The following is a 16,097-nucleotide window of genomic DNA, read 5'->3' as shown; positions in this document are numbered from 1 at the left end:
CGGCCTGCCTTTCGTCCCCTTCGTACCCGCCTGCCGCTGTGCCTCAGGCCTCGCTCGGCACCAGCCCCATCAGGCTGTTGGCGTGCTCGCGCCACTGCGGCAGCTTGTTCAGCACACCGGCGCGCTGCAGATATTCTTCATCCACCGGGTCGCCGTTGACCAGCGCCAGTGCCACGTGCACCGCACCGGTCACCCAGAAGCTGCGTGTATTGGCGCGCTGCGGCTGCAGATGGAACGCCACCGCCTCGATGATCGGCATCGGCAGGCCCCACAGGCCCAGCAGATAGGCGCCGGCTTCGGCATGCCCGGGGCGATCATCATCGGCCGGCTCCGGTTCGCTGCGCTCGTTGCGTACACCCGGCAGCAGCAGGCCGATGTCGGCCAGCAGGGCGGCGGTGGCACCGAGTTCGGCGCTGGAGTCGGGCAGCAGGCGTGCGGCCAATCGCGAGGCCATCAAGGCACGCTGCTGCAGCGAGTTGCGTTCGGCCCCGGACAAGGTAGGCGCGGAGAACACCTCACTGGCCAGCACCAGGTCACGCAGCGTGGCCAGGCCCAGCCGGGTCACGGCGGTGCGCAGGTCGGCGATGGTGCGGCCCTGGCTGAAGAACGCCGAATTGGAAAGCTGCAGCACCTTGGCCGCGATCGCCGGGTCGGCGGCCACCAGCTTGGCGACATCGGCGCTGTCGGCGTCGTCGTCATGTTCCAGTGCCTGGGTCAGGCTCAGGTACAGGTGCGGCGGCGAAGGCAGCTTCTCGATGCGGCCGATGGCATCGCGCAGGCGCGGGCTGTCCAGCACTTCGCGCAGCTCTTCCAGGCTGGTCAATGCTTCCAGCAGTACTTCTGGTGCCAGCGGCAATGGCAGGAAGCGATGGGCGACCCCGATCAGGCGCGCCGGCGGCGGCCGGTTGCCATGCTGTGCATCGACCAGCGCGATGCGGATGGTCTCCGGGCGCAAGGTGCGGATCTGTCCCAGCAACGTGGTCGCGTTGAGATCAGGCAACTGCGGGCAGACGATCACCGCGTCCACGCCCTGGGTGGCGACCGCGGTCATCGCGGCATGGCCATCGGTGGCGGTCAACGGCTGCCAGTCTTCCCCAAGATCGGCAATGAATTCGGTCAGCTCAGCCGGCAGGCTGGCTGTATCCCCAACAAGCAGAATACGCACGACACATTCCCCTGGCTGTCTCGACGGTCGATGTCGACGACGTGTGAAGTGACGCAATTTACCTAATACGGCGGCAAAGGTGATGTGCCGCCGTCATGAAACGTGACCCGCATCGCTCCGACGCCGTGCGCCGGAGCAATGCTGTTCAGTCTCAGGCCTTGCTGTCGAGGTGGCGCTGGTGCGCCTCGATCAGGATCTGCTTGGCCTCGGCCGCGCCGCCCCAACCGTCCAGCTTGACCCACTTGCCCTTCTCCAGGTCCTTGTAGTGCTCGAAGAAGTGGCCGATGCGCTCCAGCCAGTGGCTGGACACCTGGGCGATGTCCTCGACGTGGGCATAGCCGCTGAAGATCTTCGAAACCGGCACGGCCAGGATCTTCTCGTCGCTGCCTGCCTCATCGCTCATCTTCAGCACGCCGACCGGACGGCAGCGCACCACCGAACCCGGGACCAGCGGCAGCGGCAGCACCACCAGCACGTCGGCCGGATCGCCGTCGCCGCACAGGGTGCTCGGCACGTAGCCGTAGTTGCAGGGGTAGCGCATCGGGGTGGAGAGGATGCGGTCGACGAAGATCGCGCCGGTTTCCTTGTCCACTTCGTACTTCACCGGCTCGGAATCCTTCGGGATCTCGATGATGACGTTGATTTCTTCCGGCGGGTTCTTGCCGGGCGAGACGAGTTCCAGACCCATGGTGTGCTCCAGGTGGGGGATGTAGACGGATAGCCCTCCATTTTATGCCTTTGCCGGTCGCTGTGCAGGGTGGGGCGCCGACGGGCCGTCGCGGTAGCCGACGACCGGCCAGGCCGGGGTTTCCCGATGGGGCCGGCCGGGTGGCCGGGGCAGGCTGGAACCCTGAACCGAGGAGACCTGCCATGAACTGGAATCGTTGGCGCTGCGGCGTCCTGCTGTTGCTTGCTCCGTTGGCCGCGCTCGCGCGCGGGACGCATGTCGACCTGATCCACTACCCGACCCGGGAGGCCGGGTGGGACAGGGCCTACGCGCTTGAGGGAGCGCTTGCACAGGCGTTCGACCGTGTGTGCGCCGATACCTTCTGCGAAGGCGATTACAGCAACTACCGGGTGATGGAGTTCCGTTGTGCGGTGCTGGCCCATCGGGGCACGGTGCAGCGATGTGTGTGGGTGCTGGCGGCCAGCGAACTGGTGGTGCAGGGTGACACCGGCCAGGTGCAGGTCGACAACGGTCGCTGGACCTGCCCGGTGGAGATGCGGCCCGGGGTGCCGGTTGAAGCCTTCTTTGCCGCGCTGGAGGCGCCGGATGGGCTGATGGCACCGCTGCCCGGGCTCGATCATGGGCTGTTCGACGGGCTTGCCGACTGCCTGCGGGCGCAGGGGAGGGACGCCTGATGCGCACTTTCCCGGCACGATGGCTGCTCTGCGGTCTGATGGTGGTTGGCGCTGCGCAGGCCGCGCCGGCGTTCGTGGACGCCCGTGACTATCCCGATCCAGCGACCGGCCGGGAGCGGTTCCTGGCCGCCGAACGGATGCTGGTGCGCGGGTTCGATGATGTCTGTGGCGACACGTTCTGCGAGGGGCAGTACTACAACCTGTGGGCCATGCGCCTGCGCTGTTCGGTGGAGCGAGCGACAGGTGTGGTCGGCAGCTGTATCTGGACCTTCGCCGGCAGCGATACCTGGGTGCGGAAGGAAGGACGGATCGATGTCGATCTTGGCAGCTATGCATGCGTGCTGCCGCTGGCATCTGGAACCCGGTTGGAGCAGCTCCTGCAGGTCTGGCAGGTGGGTTCCGGGGATGAGGCGATCCACGCGCCCTTGCCCGGTACGACCACGAGCGTCTATGACGGGCTGACAGACTGTCTTTGACGTCGATGCATTGCGAATGCAAACGTGATTTATTCGCATTAACGGAGTAGCATGCGCGCCGCCCTGTCCGTCCCTTGGCTCCGCGCATGTCCTCCAATGCCCTCACCCTGACCGAACTGCTGATCCGCGAACGACCGGCACTGCTGCGACGCGTGCAGCGCATCCTCGGCGGCGACAGCGGGGCCGAAGACGTGATCCAGGCGGTCTGGTTCAAGGCGCGTGGGGTAGACAGCAGCCAGGGCATCGACAATCCGCGCGCCTATCTCTATCGATTGGCCATCAACCTCGCCACCGACCACGGCCGCGAATCGACGCGCCGCAACCGCCTGCTGGCCGAGCACTACCTGTGGCAGGAGGACGAGCAGATCTCCACCGAGGAACAGGTGATGGCGCAGGATGAACTGCAGCGTGTGCTTGATGCCGCCGGCCACCTGCCCGAGCCGACGCGCACCATCTTTCATCTCAATCGCCTGCAGGGCCTTACCCAGGCTGACATCGCCCGGCGCCTCGGTGTGTCGGTGACCACGGTGGAGAACCACGTACGCACCGCGCTGCAGCGGCTTGCCTGGGCGCGCAGTGGCCGATGAACGATCCGGCTTGGGGGCGCACACCCGTCATGCGTCTTGATTCGCAGGCCCCCCATGCGCTCTAGTCCGTCCGCCCACCTCTGACCGTGTCCCCTGCCAGCCGATGAGCCCGCCCCCGACACCCCGCAGCACCGCCGATGATGCCGTGGCCGAACAGGCCAGGGACTGGATTGTGTGCCTGGCGTCCGGCGATATCAGCGATGCACGCATGGACGCGTTCGAGCAGTGGCTGGCCGAGCCCGCGAATCGGCGTTCGTTCGAGCATGAGCGCATGCTGTGGCGCAGTGTGGGCCCGCGCCCGGCCGCCACCGAACGCAGGCAGGCAGCGCGCCGTCCGCGGCGGCTGCGCTGGGCCATGGCCACGGCCGCTGCGCTGGCGGTGCTGGTGGCCTGGCCCGATGCCTGGTTGCGCCTGCAGGCGGATCATCGCAGCGGCCACCGGGTGCAGGATGTGCACCTGCCCGATGGCAGCCGCGCCGTGCTCGATGCCGACAGCGCGATCGCCGTGCACTTCGATGACCAGCGCCGTCGCGTTGAACTGCTGCGTGGCCGCGCCTGGTTCGACGTGGCGCCCGATGCGCAGAGGCGATTCAGCGTTGCTGCTGGCAACGGTGTAGTGGAAGACATCTCCACAGCTTTCACCGTCGCCCACGTTGCGGCCGGGGTGGAGACCGAAGTCGGGCAGGGCCGGGTACGCGTGGCCAGTCCTGTCGATGGCGGCTGGACCTATCTGCAGGTGGGGCAACGTGCCAGCTATGGCGAGCACCGAAGCGTGCAGCGCCTGGCTGACGTTGCTGCGGATGGCGTCGGCGCCTGGCGCCAGGGCGAACTGCTGCTGGAGCAGGCCAGTGTGGCCGACGCCGTGCACGCGGTCGGCCGCTATCGCGCAGGGCCGACCTTCGTGCGCGGCGATCTTTCCACGATTCCAGCCGTGAGCGCGGCGCTGCGCGTCGATCATCCGGAGCAGGCACTGGATGCACTGGCGGCCACCGCCGGCCTGCAGGTCACCCGCCTGCCGCTGGGCGTGGCGATCGTGTACCGGTAGTACCGCGCCAGGCGCGGATGCAGCGGATGCAACGCATCGGTCTTGGGGAAAGCGCGCCGCCACTCGTCTCATCCACGAACGTACCCGCCGCCGCCACGTACGTCGTTGGGTCCGCGCATGCGCGGATGATGCCGCGCCCGCGGCCACGCTTCTCTGACAGGTTCCCCCATGTACGAATTCCGCCGCCCGGGCCGCGCACCGCGCCCGTCCCGTCTGTGCATCGCGTTGCTGGCCGCCGGCCTGGCAACCGCCGCCCCCGCCGTGATGGCGCAGTCCAGCAGCGCTGCTCCGGCAGCGGCACAGCACTTTGATATTCCCGACCAACCGCTGGACGATGCACTGCGCGCCTACATGCGCCAGTCCGGTGTGCAGGTGGTCTATCCGAGCACGCTGGCCAAGGGCGTGATCTCGCAACCGGTCAGTGGCACGCTGTCAGCCGACGAGGCCCTCGCCCGCCTGCTGCGCGGCAGCGGCCTGAGCGTGCGCCGGGTAAGCGCCGATGCGGTCACGCTGGAGGTCGCTGCGGCGGGACAGACGGGCGGCGTGATCGTCACCGATACCCTCAGCGTGGCCGGAGACCGCGTGCAGGGCGGTGCGGTCAGCGATGAAGCGCGCCTGCTCGACAGCTACCGCAGCGTGGGGTCGACCACCACCATCGGCCGCGTCGCGCTGGAGCGTTTCCGCGGCACGTCCAACGGCGACATCGTCAAGGGCGTGGCCGGTGTCACTGCGGGCGATCCGCGCGTGGGCAACGGCTTCGACGTCAACATCCGCGGCATCCAGGGCCAGAGCCGGGTGCCGGTCATCATCGACGGTGGCCAGTCCAGCATGGACACCTACCGTGGCTATGCCGGCCAGTCGCAGCGCACCTATCTCGACCCGGACCTGATCTCGCGCCTGACCATCACCAAGGGCCCGAGCCTGCAGGCCAATGCCTCCGGCGGCATCGGTGGCGTGGTCGAAATGGAAACGCTGAATGTCGATGACGTGCTGCGCGAGGGGCGTGATGTCGGCGTGCGCGTGCGCGGTGGGCTGGCCAACGGCAGCGCCAACAACCTGCCCGGCTACGAGGCCGCGCCGCGCAGCGATCGTAGTGCCACCGGCAGCCAGTTCTTCAACGTGGCCGCTGCCGGTCACTGGGACCGCTTCGACCTGGTGGCCGCCTATGCATACCGCGACAACGGCAACTACTTCTCCGGCAAGCACGGCTATGACGACTTTCCGCAGACCCGTCGCACGCTGGCGCCGCTGAATCCGCCGCGCACCGAAGTGTTCAACACTTCCTCGCGCTCGAAGTCGACCCTGCTCAAGGGCACCTGGCGCATCGACGACGCGCAGACGCTGGAAGCGGGCTATCGTCGTTACGAAGGTACTGCGGGCGAGATCATGGCGTCGCAGATCATCCGCGTCGACCGCGACCGCGTGCCGCAGTGGGATCCGGGCCATGTGGACATGGACAGCTACAGCCTGCGCTACCGGTTCAACCCGGACAGCGAGCTGATCGACCTGCGCGTCAACGCGTGGTACACCGACGCCGACAGCGTGATGTACAACAGCCTGACCGGCATCACCCCCTGGTACTTCGATCGCCGCACCGAGTGGTACGACGCACCCAGCTTCAGTGGCAATCCCGGCTACAAGGATGCCTATCGCAACCCGTTGCGGCAGAAGCGCTTCGGCCTGGACGCCAGCAACACCTCGGTGTTCGACGGCAGTGCCGGCCGCTTCACCCTCGATTACGGCCTGTCCTACAGCGACGAGGACATCGCCCCGGGCAGCTCCGGGCCGATCATGCACGACGACCTGGTCAACAACCGCTTCCTGCGCAATGCCGAGCGCAAGGAATACAGTGCGGTGGCATCGCTGAAGTGGGCACCGGACGAACACTGGGAGATGCTGCTGGGTGGGCGCTGGAACCGCGTGGACGTGCATGACCGCAACCGCCTGGCCACGCCGGACGGATACGAAGTGCAGGGTCAATACCGCTACACCGAACTGCTCAACGGCAATCCCAAGCTGCCGTCGTGGCGGGCCAAGCGCATCGCCCTGTTGAACTGGTATCCGGACGCCAACGGCAACTTCACCCAGGAGTCGCTGCTGGCCTCCCCGTACAAGAAGGGTACCGTCGGTGACATCGGTGGCTGGAACTTCCATGACGCTGACGCCGCGGAGGACCTGAAGGTACCGGTGAGCTGGACCTGGTCGCAGCCGATCCGACGTCGTGACAGCGCGTTCTCGCCGACCGCCAGTGTGGCCTTCCGTTTCAGCGAAGACAGCATGGTCTACCTGAAGTACGCAGAAGGCACCAAGCTGCCGAGTCTGTTCGAAACCACGCTCGGCCTGTTCACCGCGGCCAAGCCGGTGGATGAACTCAAGCCCGAGCGTGCGCACAGCTGGGAACTGGGCGCGAGCACGATCCAGCACGACCTGTTCACTGCCGGTGACCGCCTGGCGCTGAAGCTGGCCTACTTCGATACCCGCATCGATGACCTGATCACCCGCGACTACCGCACCTTGTCGGCCGGACTGATCCGCAACGTCGACCGCTTCAAGGTGTCGGGCATGGAGTTCCAGTCCAGCTATGACAGCGGCAAGGTGTTTGCCGATCTGTCGGCGCACTACTACTTCAAGGCCAAGACCTGCGCACCGGACATCGCGGCCGAACGCCGCGCCTACGGTGTCCAGCGCAGGATCGAGGAACTGGTCGGCACGCCGGACTGCGTTGATGGTGGTTTCGAAGGCTCCTACAGCAACACCCAGAACCCGCCGCGCTACATGGTTAACCTGACCCTGGGCTCGCGCCTGTTCGACGAGCGGCTGACCTTCGGCACCCGCGTGGTCCACAACGCTGGCCCGATCAGCAAGCTGGACAAGGAATGGAACGTCGGCCTGTCGGCGATCCAGCAGCTGTACCGGCCGACCACGCTGGTGGATCTGTTTGCGAGCTGGAGCTTCAACGACCAGCTGTCGGTGGAAGCGAACGTGGACAACGTGACCGACCGCTACTACCTGGATCCGCTGGCGCTGGGCGTGATGCCCGCACCTGGGCGGACTGCGCGACTGGCCTTTACCTGGCGGTATTGATCAACCCTCCACGCTTGCACCGGTGGAGGGGTCGGATCCCTTTCCCACGGAAAGGGATCTGGCCCCATCGGGTCCGGTCATCCACGCATGGCGTGGATCTACTGGGGGGCGCCGGGCCATGCCCGGCGCTGCCGCCAGGCGCTTACAGCCCGGTCGCGGCCTTCACCGCCGCTTCGTGCAGGGCTTCATTCAGCTCGTCCACCACGGTGGTCCACGCCGCATCGGCCTGCAGCGATTCGGCCAGGAACTGGCGCTGGGCCTCGTTCCAGTACGGGGCATCGGCCACTTCCACGCCGGCGGCCAGCTGATGGTCGGCGATGAACCGGGCAATGCCCTCGGCACTGGCATCCAGGCCCAGCTGCAGGAACAGGTTGGTCATGCGCGGTTCGGTGGTGATCATCGGTGGTGCCCTGGCAATGGAAAGGAACCTGCATTATCGACGCAAGCAGGGTTGGGGGAACCCTCGCCAGGATCGTCTACAGGGGGACGCTTTCCCTGGCACTCCCGATGACCGTTCAGACATCCCTCGAAGACAGCCGCAGCGTGCGGCTGAAGGCCGCCACCCGTGACAGCCATGGCGCCCTCGACAAGCGCATCATGGCCGGCGACATCTTCGCCGACCGCCGCAATTTCGCTCGCTTCCTGCGCGTGCAGTACCGCTTCCACCGCAGCATCGACGCGTTGTACGCAAGCCCTGCGCTGGACGCATTGCTGCCGGACCTGGCGGAGCGTCGCCGCCTGCAGCAGGTGCGCTGCGACCTGCAGGACCTGGAGCAGGCGCTGCCGGGCGAGGACATCGCGGCCCTCCGCGACGACCTGCCGCTGCCGACCGCGTTGGGCTGGTTGTATGTTGCCGAAGGTTCCAACCTGGGCGGCACCGTGCTCTACAAGATGGCCGCTGCACTCGGCCTGGATCGGAGCTTTGGTGCTCGTCACCTGGCGGCACATCCCGATGGGGCCGCGCGGCATTGGCGCGAATTCACTGCTGCTCTCGATGCAGTGGTGCTGTCGCCGGCACAGGAACAGGAAGTGATCGATGCCGCCGATGCCGCGTTCCGCAGCGTGCACGGCCATGTCGAAGTGGAGTTCTCCTGATGTCCCTGCACCGCCCGCCGGCGCGCGATTGATGCGCTGGCTCTGGTTCGCGCTCGGCTGGTTGATGGTCGCGCTGGGGGTGATCGGCGCACTGCTGCCGGTCATGCCGACCACCATTTTCCTGATCCTGGCGGTGGCCTGCTTTGCACGCAGTTCGCCCAGGTTCGAACAGCGGCTGCTTTCCCATCCGCGCTACGGTCCGTCGCTGCGCCTGTGGCGTGAGCAGGGCGCGGTATCGCGCAAAGGCAAGGCGTTTGCCAGCGCCGGCATGGCGGTGGGATTCGCGATGTTCTGCTGGGGCGCACACCCGTCCTGGCGTCTGCTGCTGGGCGTGGGCCTGTTCTTTGCGGTCAGTGCCGGTTATGTCCTGAGTCGACCGGCGCCCCGTTTCGATCCAGCGCCGCTGGTGGGCGTGGACGACGCCACCGATCCGCGCGCTGCCCGCCGTCGCACTACTTCTACCGATTCCAATGGAACCTCCGACGATGCTGCCTGCTGATCTGGCTCCCATGGCCGCCCCCGCACTGACCCCCTGGGGCATGTACCTGGCCGCCGATGTGGTGGTGAAGGGCGTGATGATCGCCTTGGCCGTGGCCTCGCTGGCCACCTGGACCGTGCTGCTGGCCAAGGGCTGGGAACTGGCCCGGCAGGCACGCGCGTTGCGCCTGGCGCGAAGCGTGCTGCTGTCGGCACCCAGCCTGCCGGTCGCAGGCGGCGAGCCCGCATTGCAGCAGAACATCGCCGCAGCCATGCTGGATGCCGCGCGCACCGAACTGCATCTGTCGCAGGAACTTGATCACCGCGAGGGGATCAAGGAGCGGGTGGCATCACGACTGGAGCGCCTGGAACTGGAGACCGCACGCAACCAGCGTCGTGGCATCGGCGTGCTTGCCAGCATTGGCGCGGTGGCGCCGTTCGTAGGTCTGTTCGGCACCGTGTGGGGCATCATGAACAGCTTCATCGGCATCGCCCACAGCAATACCACCAACCTTGCCGTGGTGGCGCCAGGTATTGCCGAGGCGCTGCTGGCTACAGCGCTCGGTCTGGTCGCGGCGATCCCGGCGGTACTGGTCTACAACCACTTCACTCGGGTGCTGGCAGGCCTGCGCGGCCTGCTGGGCGATCTTTCCGCGGCTGTGCAGCAGCTGGTGTCGCGTGATCTGGATCGGGCTGCACGCCGGGCGCCGACAGGCACGCTGCGTGCAGTGAACTGAGGCACGCCATGGCGATCAGGACCGCATCCACACGCGATGACACCCCGGAAGAAGCTCACGAGATCAATGTCACGCCCTTCATCGACGTGATGCTGGTGCTGCTGATCATCTTCATGGTGGCCGCGCCGCTGGCCACGGTGTCGGTGCCGGTGCAGCTTCCTGCCAGCAGTGCGCAGGCGGCGCCGGCAGAAAATGCGCCGGTGTATGTGACCGTGCAGGCCGATCTGTCGCTGCGGGTGGGCGAGGCGCCGGTGGCACGCGATGGCCTCGCCTCTGCGCTGCGCTCGGCAACGCACGGCGATACGTCGCAGCGCCTCTATCTGCGTGCCGATCAGCGGGTCTCCTATGGAGACCTGATGGCGACGCTGGATGCGTTGCGCAGTGCCGGTTACCTGAAGGTCGCCCTGGTCGGGTTGGAGCAGGGCGCACGATGAGCGGGCTGCAGCGCTGGGCAACCAGCCTGGCGATCGTGCTGCTGGCCCATGCGGTGCTGATCGCTACGGCGTGGTGGTGGGCATCGCGTACGCCGCCGGTCGTGGCAGCGGCACCTCCTGCCGCTTTGATGCTGGAACTGGCTCCCGCCGCACAGGCCCCACCGGTACCGCCGCGCGCGCTGCCGGCCGGACCGCTGCAGCAGGAGCAGCAGCGGCGCGTGACCGTGCCCAAGCAACAAGAACGGATCAAGGCGCCGGCGCTGCCCCAAGGCGAACTGGCGGCCCCGGCCGAGCCACCTGCGAAACCGGCAGAGGAAGCGGCGGACAGCAACATCGATCGCACGCTGGCGCCGCCGGACGTTCCTGCCCAGGCCGCAGCGAGCTACGCCGCACCCCGTACCACGGCCGGCGAACGCAGCAGTGCCAACGCCACCTGGCAGGGGGTGCTGCTGGGACACCTGCAACAGCATCGGCGCTATCCACGCCAGTCCGAACGGTTGCGCCAGCAGGGCGTGGCCTATGTGCGCTTTGCCGTTGCCCGCGACGGCCGCGTATCGGCGCCGCGTATCGAGCGCAGCAGCGGCTTCGCACTGCTCGACCAGGAGACGCTGGACACGGTGCAGCGCGCCAGCCCGGTGCCGGCGCCGCCGGCCGATGTGGCCGGCGACCCGGTGGAGGTGATGGTGCCCGTCGCGTTCTTCCTGCGCGGGCGGTGATCGTCGGCGGGGTCGGATCCCTTTCCACAGGAAAGGGCTCTGACCCCATCGGAGGCGACCCCATCGGAGCCGCCATCCACGCATGGCGTGGATCTACAGCAACGGCACCAGCAGCAGCGCCACGATGTTGATGATCTTGATCAGCGGGTTGATCGCCGGGCCGGCGGTGTCCTTGTACGGGTCACCGACGGTGTCGCCGGTCACCGCTGCCTTGTGTGCCTCGCTGCCCTTGCCGCCGAAGTGGCCATCCTCGATGTACTTCTTGGCGTTGTCCCAGGCACCGCCGCCGGTGGTCATCGAAATGGCCACGAACAGCCCGGTGACGATCGTGCCGATCAGCAGCCCACCCAGCGCGCGTGGCCCCAGCAGCAGACCGACCACCACCGGCACGGCCACCGGCAGCAGCGACGGTACGATCATTTCGCGGATTGCCGAGCGGGTCAGCATGTCCACCGCCTTGTCGTACTGCGGCTTGGCGGTGCCCTGCATGATGCCGGGAATCTCGCGGAACTGCCGCCGCACTTCCTCCACGACCGCGCCGGCCGCGCGACCGACGGCTTCCATCGCCATCGCACCGAACAGGTACGGAATCAGGCCACCGATCAGCAGGCCGATGATCACCGTGTGGTCGCTGAGGTCGAAGCGGAACTCCTGACCGGGATTGGCCGCCTGCAGGTTGTGCGTGTAGTCGGCGAACAACACCAGCGCGGCCAGTGCTGCCGAACCGATGGCATAGCCCTTGGTGACCGCCTTGGTGGTGTTGCCCACCGCATCCAGCGGATCGGTGATGTCGCGGATCTCCGAAGGCAGCTCTGCCATCTCGGCGATGCCACCAGCGTTGTCGGTGATCGGCCCGTAGGCATCGAGTGCGACGATCATGCCCGCCATCGACAGCATTGCGGTGGCGGCGATGGCGATGCCGTACAACCCGGCCAGCGCGTGCGCGCCCCAGATCGCCGCGCAGACGGCAATCACCGGCAGGGCGGTGGACTTCATCGAGATGCCGAGACCGGCGATGATGTTGGTGCCATGGCCGGTGGTCGAGGCCTGTGCCACATGCTGCACCGGCTTGTACTGGGTACCGGTGTAGTACTCGGTGATCCACACGATCAGGCCGGTCAATACCAGGCCGATCAGCGCACAGCCATACAGCGCCATCGGCCCGTGCACGTTGTCCGCCATCAGTCCTGTGGTGATCGGATAGAACGCGATCGCTGCCAGCACACCGGAGACAATCACGCCCTTGTACAGCGCGCCCATGATCGAGCCACCGGGCTTCACCTTCACAAACAGCGCGCCGATGATCGAAGCGATGATCGAAACACCGCCCAGCACCAGCGGATACAGCACCGCATTGGCGCCGGCCTCGGCCAGCATCAGGCTGCCCAGCAGCATGGTGGCGATCACGGTGACCGCATAGGTTTCAAACAGATCGGCGGCCATGCCGGCGCAGTCGCCCACGTTGTCGCCGACGTTGTCGGCGATCACCGCCGGATTGCGCGGGTCGTCTTCGGGAATGCCTGCTTCGACCTTGCCGACCAGATCGGCGCCGACATCGGCCCCCTTGGTGAAGATGCCGCCGCCCAGGCGCGCGAAGATCGAGATCAGCGATGAGCCGAAGGCCAGGCCGACCAGTGCATGCAGTGCCTGTTCCATCGGCAGGCCCATGCGCAGCAGCAACGCGTAGTAGCCGGCCACGCCGAGCAGGCCCAGGCCGACCACCAGCATGCCGGTGATCGCACCGCCGCGGAAGGCCACGTCCATTGCCGCGCTGATGCCGTGGCGCGCCGCCTCTGCGGTGCGTACGTTGGCGCGCACCGACACGTTCATGCCGATGTAGCCCGCCGCACCGGACAGCACCGCACCGACCGCGAAGCCGATCGCGGTGTACCAGCTCAGGAAGATGCCGACCAGCACGAACAGCACCACGCCGGCGATGCCGATGGTCAGGTACTGGCGGTTGAGGTAGGCGCGCGCGCCTTCCTGGATGGCCGTGGCGATGGCGACCATGCGTTCATTGCCGGTGGGTTGGCGCAGGATCCAGCGCGCCGAGACGATTCCGTACAGGATCGCGAGAATGGCGCAGCCCAGCGCCAATGACAGCCCGTGACGTTCCAGCATTAGACCCCTCCGCAGAATGGATGGACAAGCATCCAGTGGCGATGAACGGCACCACGAGGGGGACGACGGGCTGCAGCCTGGAACCAACCCGTACCGACCTTGGTGGTCGTCCGACGTATGGCGGTGTTCAGCATTCCCTGGTGTCCGCAGTATGCGTGCACCCGCGCCCGGATGGTAGCGCCGGGCCGCGCCCGGCGAGCGCAGCGGTTGCTGCACCGATGCGATATCCGTCGTCCCCATCGCCACCTTTGCACCCCGTTAAGCCAACCTCTGCAAGCCTGCGCGCAGTCCCGTCGGAGAATCCCCATGCGCCTGTCCCTGTTGATGCTTGCCGTTCTGGCCCCGGCCCTGCCTGCCTTCGCGGCGGAAGCACCGGAACTGCAGCGCGCGGTGGGTGCACCACAAGCGGTCGGCGCGGTGCACACGCTGCGGCAGATTCCCGAAGCCTGTGCCCGCCTGGAAGGCGCGTTCACCGGCCAGGCGGCGGAGCCCTATCGTTTCTCGGCGGTGCGCACCAGCGAGCAGTGCCAGCCGCGTGCCCGCTTTGTCGACTACAGCAAGGCGCAACCGAGTGCGGACAAGGGCTGGAAACTCAATGATGTGATCCGTGTTCCGAATGCCGCCTGCCCGGCGCAGCACGCGGTGGTGCGCGTGTGGCGTCTGCCGGTGAACAACGCCCAGGCGCTGGATGGGCAGGGACAGTCGCGCATCTATCTGGAGGAAGCCAAGAAGCAGGCCGCTGCCGGCAAGATCCCGCAGGTGACGATGTTCGCCGCGCAGCTGCAGATGGAAGGCAAAGCCTGCAATTGAGGCCGAGCATCCACGCATGGCGTGGATCTACTGGGAGGGAGACTTGGGCAAAGCCTGCAATTGAGGCCAAGCATCCACGCATGGCGTGGATCTACTGGGAGGGAGGCCTGGGCAAAGCCTGCAATTGAGGCCGAGCATCCACGCATGGCGTGGATCTACTGGGTGTGAGACCTGGGTAGTGCCGGCCGCTGGCCGGCAACCCCGCGATCAATCCGCAAGCCTCGCTCCACGCGCCATCAGCAGATCGCGCAGTGCCGACCGGTGGTAATGCGCCTCGTCCTCGCAATAGCAGCCCACCGCGATATCGCTGTGCTGCGACAGCGCTGCGAGCAGGTCCAGCGCATGCGCTGCATCGGGCGCCTTCATTTCGGCGTTGTAGTGACGGAAGAACGCCGTCCAGTCGGCGGCGCTCTTCGCCTCATGCGCCTGTTTCACCAGCTCCGCGCTGGGTGACAGCGTCGGGAACCACACGTCGTACCAGTCCTGCCGGGCAAATTCGCTGCGCGGCACACCGCGCGGCGGGCGCCGCACGGTGCCGATGCGCAGGCCTTCACCGGGCGCGCGCGCTGAGCCAAGTCGAACAACACGCAACGCCATGGCATTCCTCGCAAAAAGGGGACGGAGGGGGTCAGCCTTCGAACGCAGGCAGCTTCTGCTTCACCGCCACGTTCTTCAGCGTCACGTACTTGGGCAGGCCATCGCTACCGTAGGGCAACGGTGCTTCGCCCTTGATCAACGGCTGCAGGTAGGCGCGCGCCTTGGCCGTGATGCCGAATCCATCGCGACGGATGAAGCTGGCCGGCATCTTCTTCTCGTGGTTGGCAATCTTCGACAGCGGTGCGGCTTCGATCTTCCAGCGATACGGTGCATCGCTGCTGCGCACGATCACCGGCATCACCCCGTTCTGGCCCTTCAGCGCCAGCTGCACCGCGGCCTTGCCGACCGCCTGGGCCTGTTCCCAGTCGGTTTTGCTGGCCAGGTGGCGGGCTGAGCGCTGCAGGTAGTCGGGCAGGGCCCAGTGCACCTTCAGCCCCAACTGGTCCTTGACCCGCCCGGCCAGATGCGCGGCCACGCCGCCCAGCTGCGAATGGCCGAAGGAGTCCTTGCCGCCGCCGGCGTCGGCGACGAAGCGGCCATCGGCGGTGGCGATGCCTTCCGACGCCACCACCACGCAGTAGCCCACGCGCGCGACCACGGCCTTGACCTTGGCCAGGAACGCGGCCTCGTCATAGGCGCGCTCGGGCAGCAGGATGATGTGCGGGGCGTCGTCCTCGCCGGTGCCGGCCAGGCCGGCGGCCGCGGCCAGCCAGCCGGCGTGGCGGCCCATCGCCTCGTAGATGAAGACGCGGGTGGAGGTCTCGGCCATCGCGGCCACGTCCAACGCCGCTTCGCGCACGGACACGGCCGTGTACTTGGCCGCCGAGCCGAAGCCGGGGCAGGTGTCGGTCACCGCCAGATCGTTGTCGATGGTCTTGGGCACGCCGATGCAGGTCAGGTCGTAGCCGGAGCTTTTTGCCAGCTGCGACACCTTCAGTGCGGTGTCGGCCGAGTCGTTGCCGCCGTTGTAGAGGAACCAGCGCACGTCATGGGCGCGCAGGACCTCCAGCAGGCGGTCGTAACGCGCACGGTCGGCCTCCAGCGATTTCAGCTTGACCCGGCACGAGCCGAACGCGCCGCCGGGGGTGTGGGCCAGGGCGCGGATGGCCGCAGCACTCTCCTTGCTGGTGTCGATCAGCTCCTCGCGCAGGGCGCCGAGGATGCCGTTGCGCGCAGCCAGGACCTTGATTCCCTTGGCGCGGGCCTGTTCGATCACCGCCGCGGCAGTGGCGTTGATGACGGCGGTGACGCCGCCGGACTGGGCGTAAAGGAGGGTGCCGTTGCGCATGCTTCTACCTGTTCGGGGGAGGGGACATTGCAGGGACATTACCCGGATGCGCTAAAGTGGCGCTATTGCGGTGCAGCGATACCGGACCGTCCGGGGCGCGAAC

The 16,097-nt window shown here is 67.1% G+C and carries 17 protein-coding genes; 11 read left to right on the top strand and 6 right to left on the bottom strand.

Annotated elements, in window-relative coordinates; genetic code table 11:
* Positions 1 to 43: 43 nt before the first annotated feature.
* On the bottom strand, positions 44 to 1,165 hold the full coding sequence (locus AC3WTC_RS13575) for an HDOD domain-containing protein (protein WP_025874160.1): 1,122 nt from the start codon (positions 1,163 to 1,165) through the stop codon (positions 44 to 46).
* A gap of 151 nt (positions 1,166 to 1,316) precedes the next feature.
* The gene (gene ppa, locus AC3WTC_RS13570; protein WP_005410935.1) at positions 1,317 to 1,853 is read right to left on the bottom strand and encodes an inorganic diphosphatase; all 537 of its coding nucleotides are present in this window, start codon (positions 1,851 to 1,853) and stop codon (positions 1,317 to 1,319) included.
* A 182-nt stretch (positions 1,854 to 2,035) separates the two neighbouring features.
* On the opposite strand from ppa, the gene AC3WTC_RS13565 reads away from it, so the two are divergent.
* From AC3WTC_RS13565 to AC3WTC_RS13545, 5 genes are all read left to right on the top strand, one after another.
* On the top strand, positions 2,036 to 2,527 hold the full coding sequence (locus tag AC3WTC_RS13565; protein ID WP_025874162.1) for a hypothetical protein: 492 nt from the start codon (positions 2,036 to 2,038) through the stop codon (positions 2,525 to 2,527).
* Positions 2,527 to 3,003 (top strand): hypothetical protein, encoded by a 477-nt coding sequence (locus tag AC3WTC_RS13560; protein WP_080149884.1) that lies wholly within the window; start codon positions 2,527 to 2,529, stop codon positions 3,001 to 3,003. Before AC3WTC_RS13565 ends, AC3WTC_RS13560 begins: the two co-directional genes overlap by 1 nt.
* A gap of 86 nt (positions 3,004 to 3,089) precedes the next feature.
* Entirely contained in the window at positions 3,090 to 3,590 is a 501-nt protein-coding gene (locus AC3WTC_RS13555; RefSeq protein ID WP_025874164.1) for an RNA polymerase sigma factor, read from the top strand.
* 103 nt (positions 3,591 to 3,693) lie between these two features.
* A complete protein-coding gene (locus AC3WTC_RS13550; protein WP_080149885.1) occupies positions 3,694 to 4,635 on the top strand; it encodes a FecR family protein in 942 nt (313 codons plus the stop codon).
* 168 nt (positions 4,636 to 4,803) lie between these two features.
* Entirely contained in the window at positions 4,804 to 7,719 is a 2,916-nt protein-coding gene (locus AC3WTC_RS13545; protein ID WP_080149886.1) for a TonB-dependent receptor, read from the top strand.
* A gap of 142 nt (positions 7,720 to 7,861) precedes the next feature.
* On the opposite strand, the gene AC3WTC_RS13540 is transcribed toward AC3WTC_RS13545, so the two are convergent.
* Positions 7,862 to 8,119, bottom strand: a complete 258-nt coding sequence (locus tag AC3WTC_RS13540; RefSeq protein WP_032976752.1) for a DUF2789 domain-containing protein — start codon at positions 8,117 to 8,119, stop codon at positions 7,862 to 7,864.
* 107 nt (positions 8,120 to 8,226) lie between these two features.
* Between AC3WTC_RS13540 and AC3WTC_RS13535 the strand changes: the two genes are divergently transcribed.
* Genes AC3WTC_RS13535 through AC3WTC_RS13515 form a run of 5 tightly spaced genes read left to right on the top strand, consistent with a single transcriptional unit; the run spans position 8,227 to position 11,178 of the window.
* The gene (locus AC3WTC_RS13535; RefSeq protein WP_025874168.1) at positions 8,227 to 8,814 is read left to right on the top strand and encodes a biliverdin-producing heme oxygenase; all 588 of its coding nucleotides are present in this window, start codon (positions 8,227 to 8,229) and stop codon (positions 8,812 to 8,814) included.
* 31 nt (positions 8,815 to 8,845) lie between these two features.
* Positions 8,846 to 9,313 carry a YbaN family protein gene (locus AC3WTC_RS13530; RefSeq protein ID WP_080149887.1) on the top strand — a complete coding sequence of 156 codons (468 nt, stop codon included), beginning with the start codon at positions 8,846 to 8,848 and terminating at the stop codon, positions 9,311 to 9,313.
* Complete coding sequence (exbB, locus tag AC3WTC_RS13525; RefSeq protein WP_032976748.1) at positions 9,300 to 10,028, top strand: tonB-system energizer ExbB; 729 nt, start codon at positions 9,300 to 9,302, stop codon at positions 10,026 to 10,028. Before AC3WTC_RS13530 ends, exbB begins: the two co-directional genes overlap by 14 nt.
* A gap of 8 nt (positions 10,029 to 10,036) precedes the next feature.
* A complete protein-coding gene (gene exbD / locus AC3WTC_RS13520; RefSeq protein WP_032976747.1) occupies positions 10,037 to 10,462 on the top strand; it encodes a TonB system transport protein ExbD in 426 nt (141 codons plus the stop codon).
* Positions 10,459 to 11,178 (top strand): energy transducer TonB, encoded by a 720-nt coding sequence (locus AC3WTC_RS13515; protein ID WP_080149888.1) that lies wholly within the window; start codon positions 10,459 to 10,461, stop codon positions 11,176 to 11,178. Before exbD ends, AC3WTC_RS13515 begins: the two co-directional genes overlap by 4 nt.
* Positions 11,179 to 11,271: 93 nt before the next feature.
* On the opposite strand, the gene AC3WTC_RS13510 is transcribed toward AC3WTC_RS13515, so the two are convergent.
* Complete coding sequence (locus AC3WTC_RS13510; protein WP_080149889.1) at positions 11,272 to 13,299, bottom strand: sodium-translocating pyrophosphatase; 2,028 nt, start codon at positions 13,297 to 13,299, stop codon at positions 11,272 to 11,274.
* Between the two features lie 306 nt (positions 13,300 to 13,605).
* On the opposite strand from AC3WTC_RS13510, the gene AC3WTC_RS13505 reads away from it, so the two are divergent.
* Complete coding sequence (locus AC3WTC_RS13505) at positions 13,606 to 14,109, top strand: hypothetical protein (protein WP_080149890.1); 504 nt, start codon at positions 13,606 to 13,608, stop codon at positions 14,107 to 14,109.
* Between the two features lie 207 nt (positions 14,110 to 14,316).
* Here AC3WTC_RS13505 and AC3WTC_RS13500 read toward each other — a convergent pair whose 3' ends face one another.
* The gene (locus tag AC3WTC_RS13500) at positions 14,317 to 14,706 is read right to left on the bottom strand and encodes a DUF488 domain-containing protein (RefSeq protein WP_492711641.1); all 390 of its coding nucleotides are present in this window, start codon (positions 14,704 to 14,706) and stop codon (positions 14,317 to 14,319) included.
* 31 nt (positions 14,707 to 14,737) lie between these two features.
* Entirely contained in the window at positions 14,738 to 15,994 is a 1,257-nt protein-coding gene (locus tag AC3WTC_RS13495) for a 6-phosphofructokinase (protein ID WP_025874176.1), read from the bottom strand.
* Positions 15,995 to 16,097: the final 103 nt, after the last annotated feature.

It is taken from the genome of Stenotrophomonas sp. FW305-C-20-S1, assembly GCF_058783335.1.
Note: the sequence above shows the minus strand (reverse complement) of the source record. Positions and strands in the feature narration are given on the sequence as shown.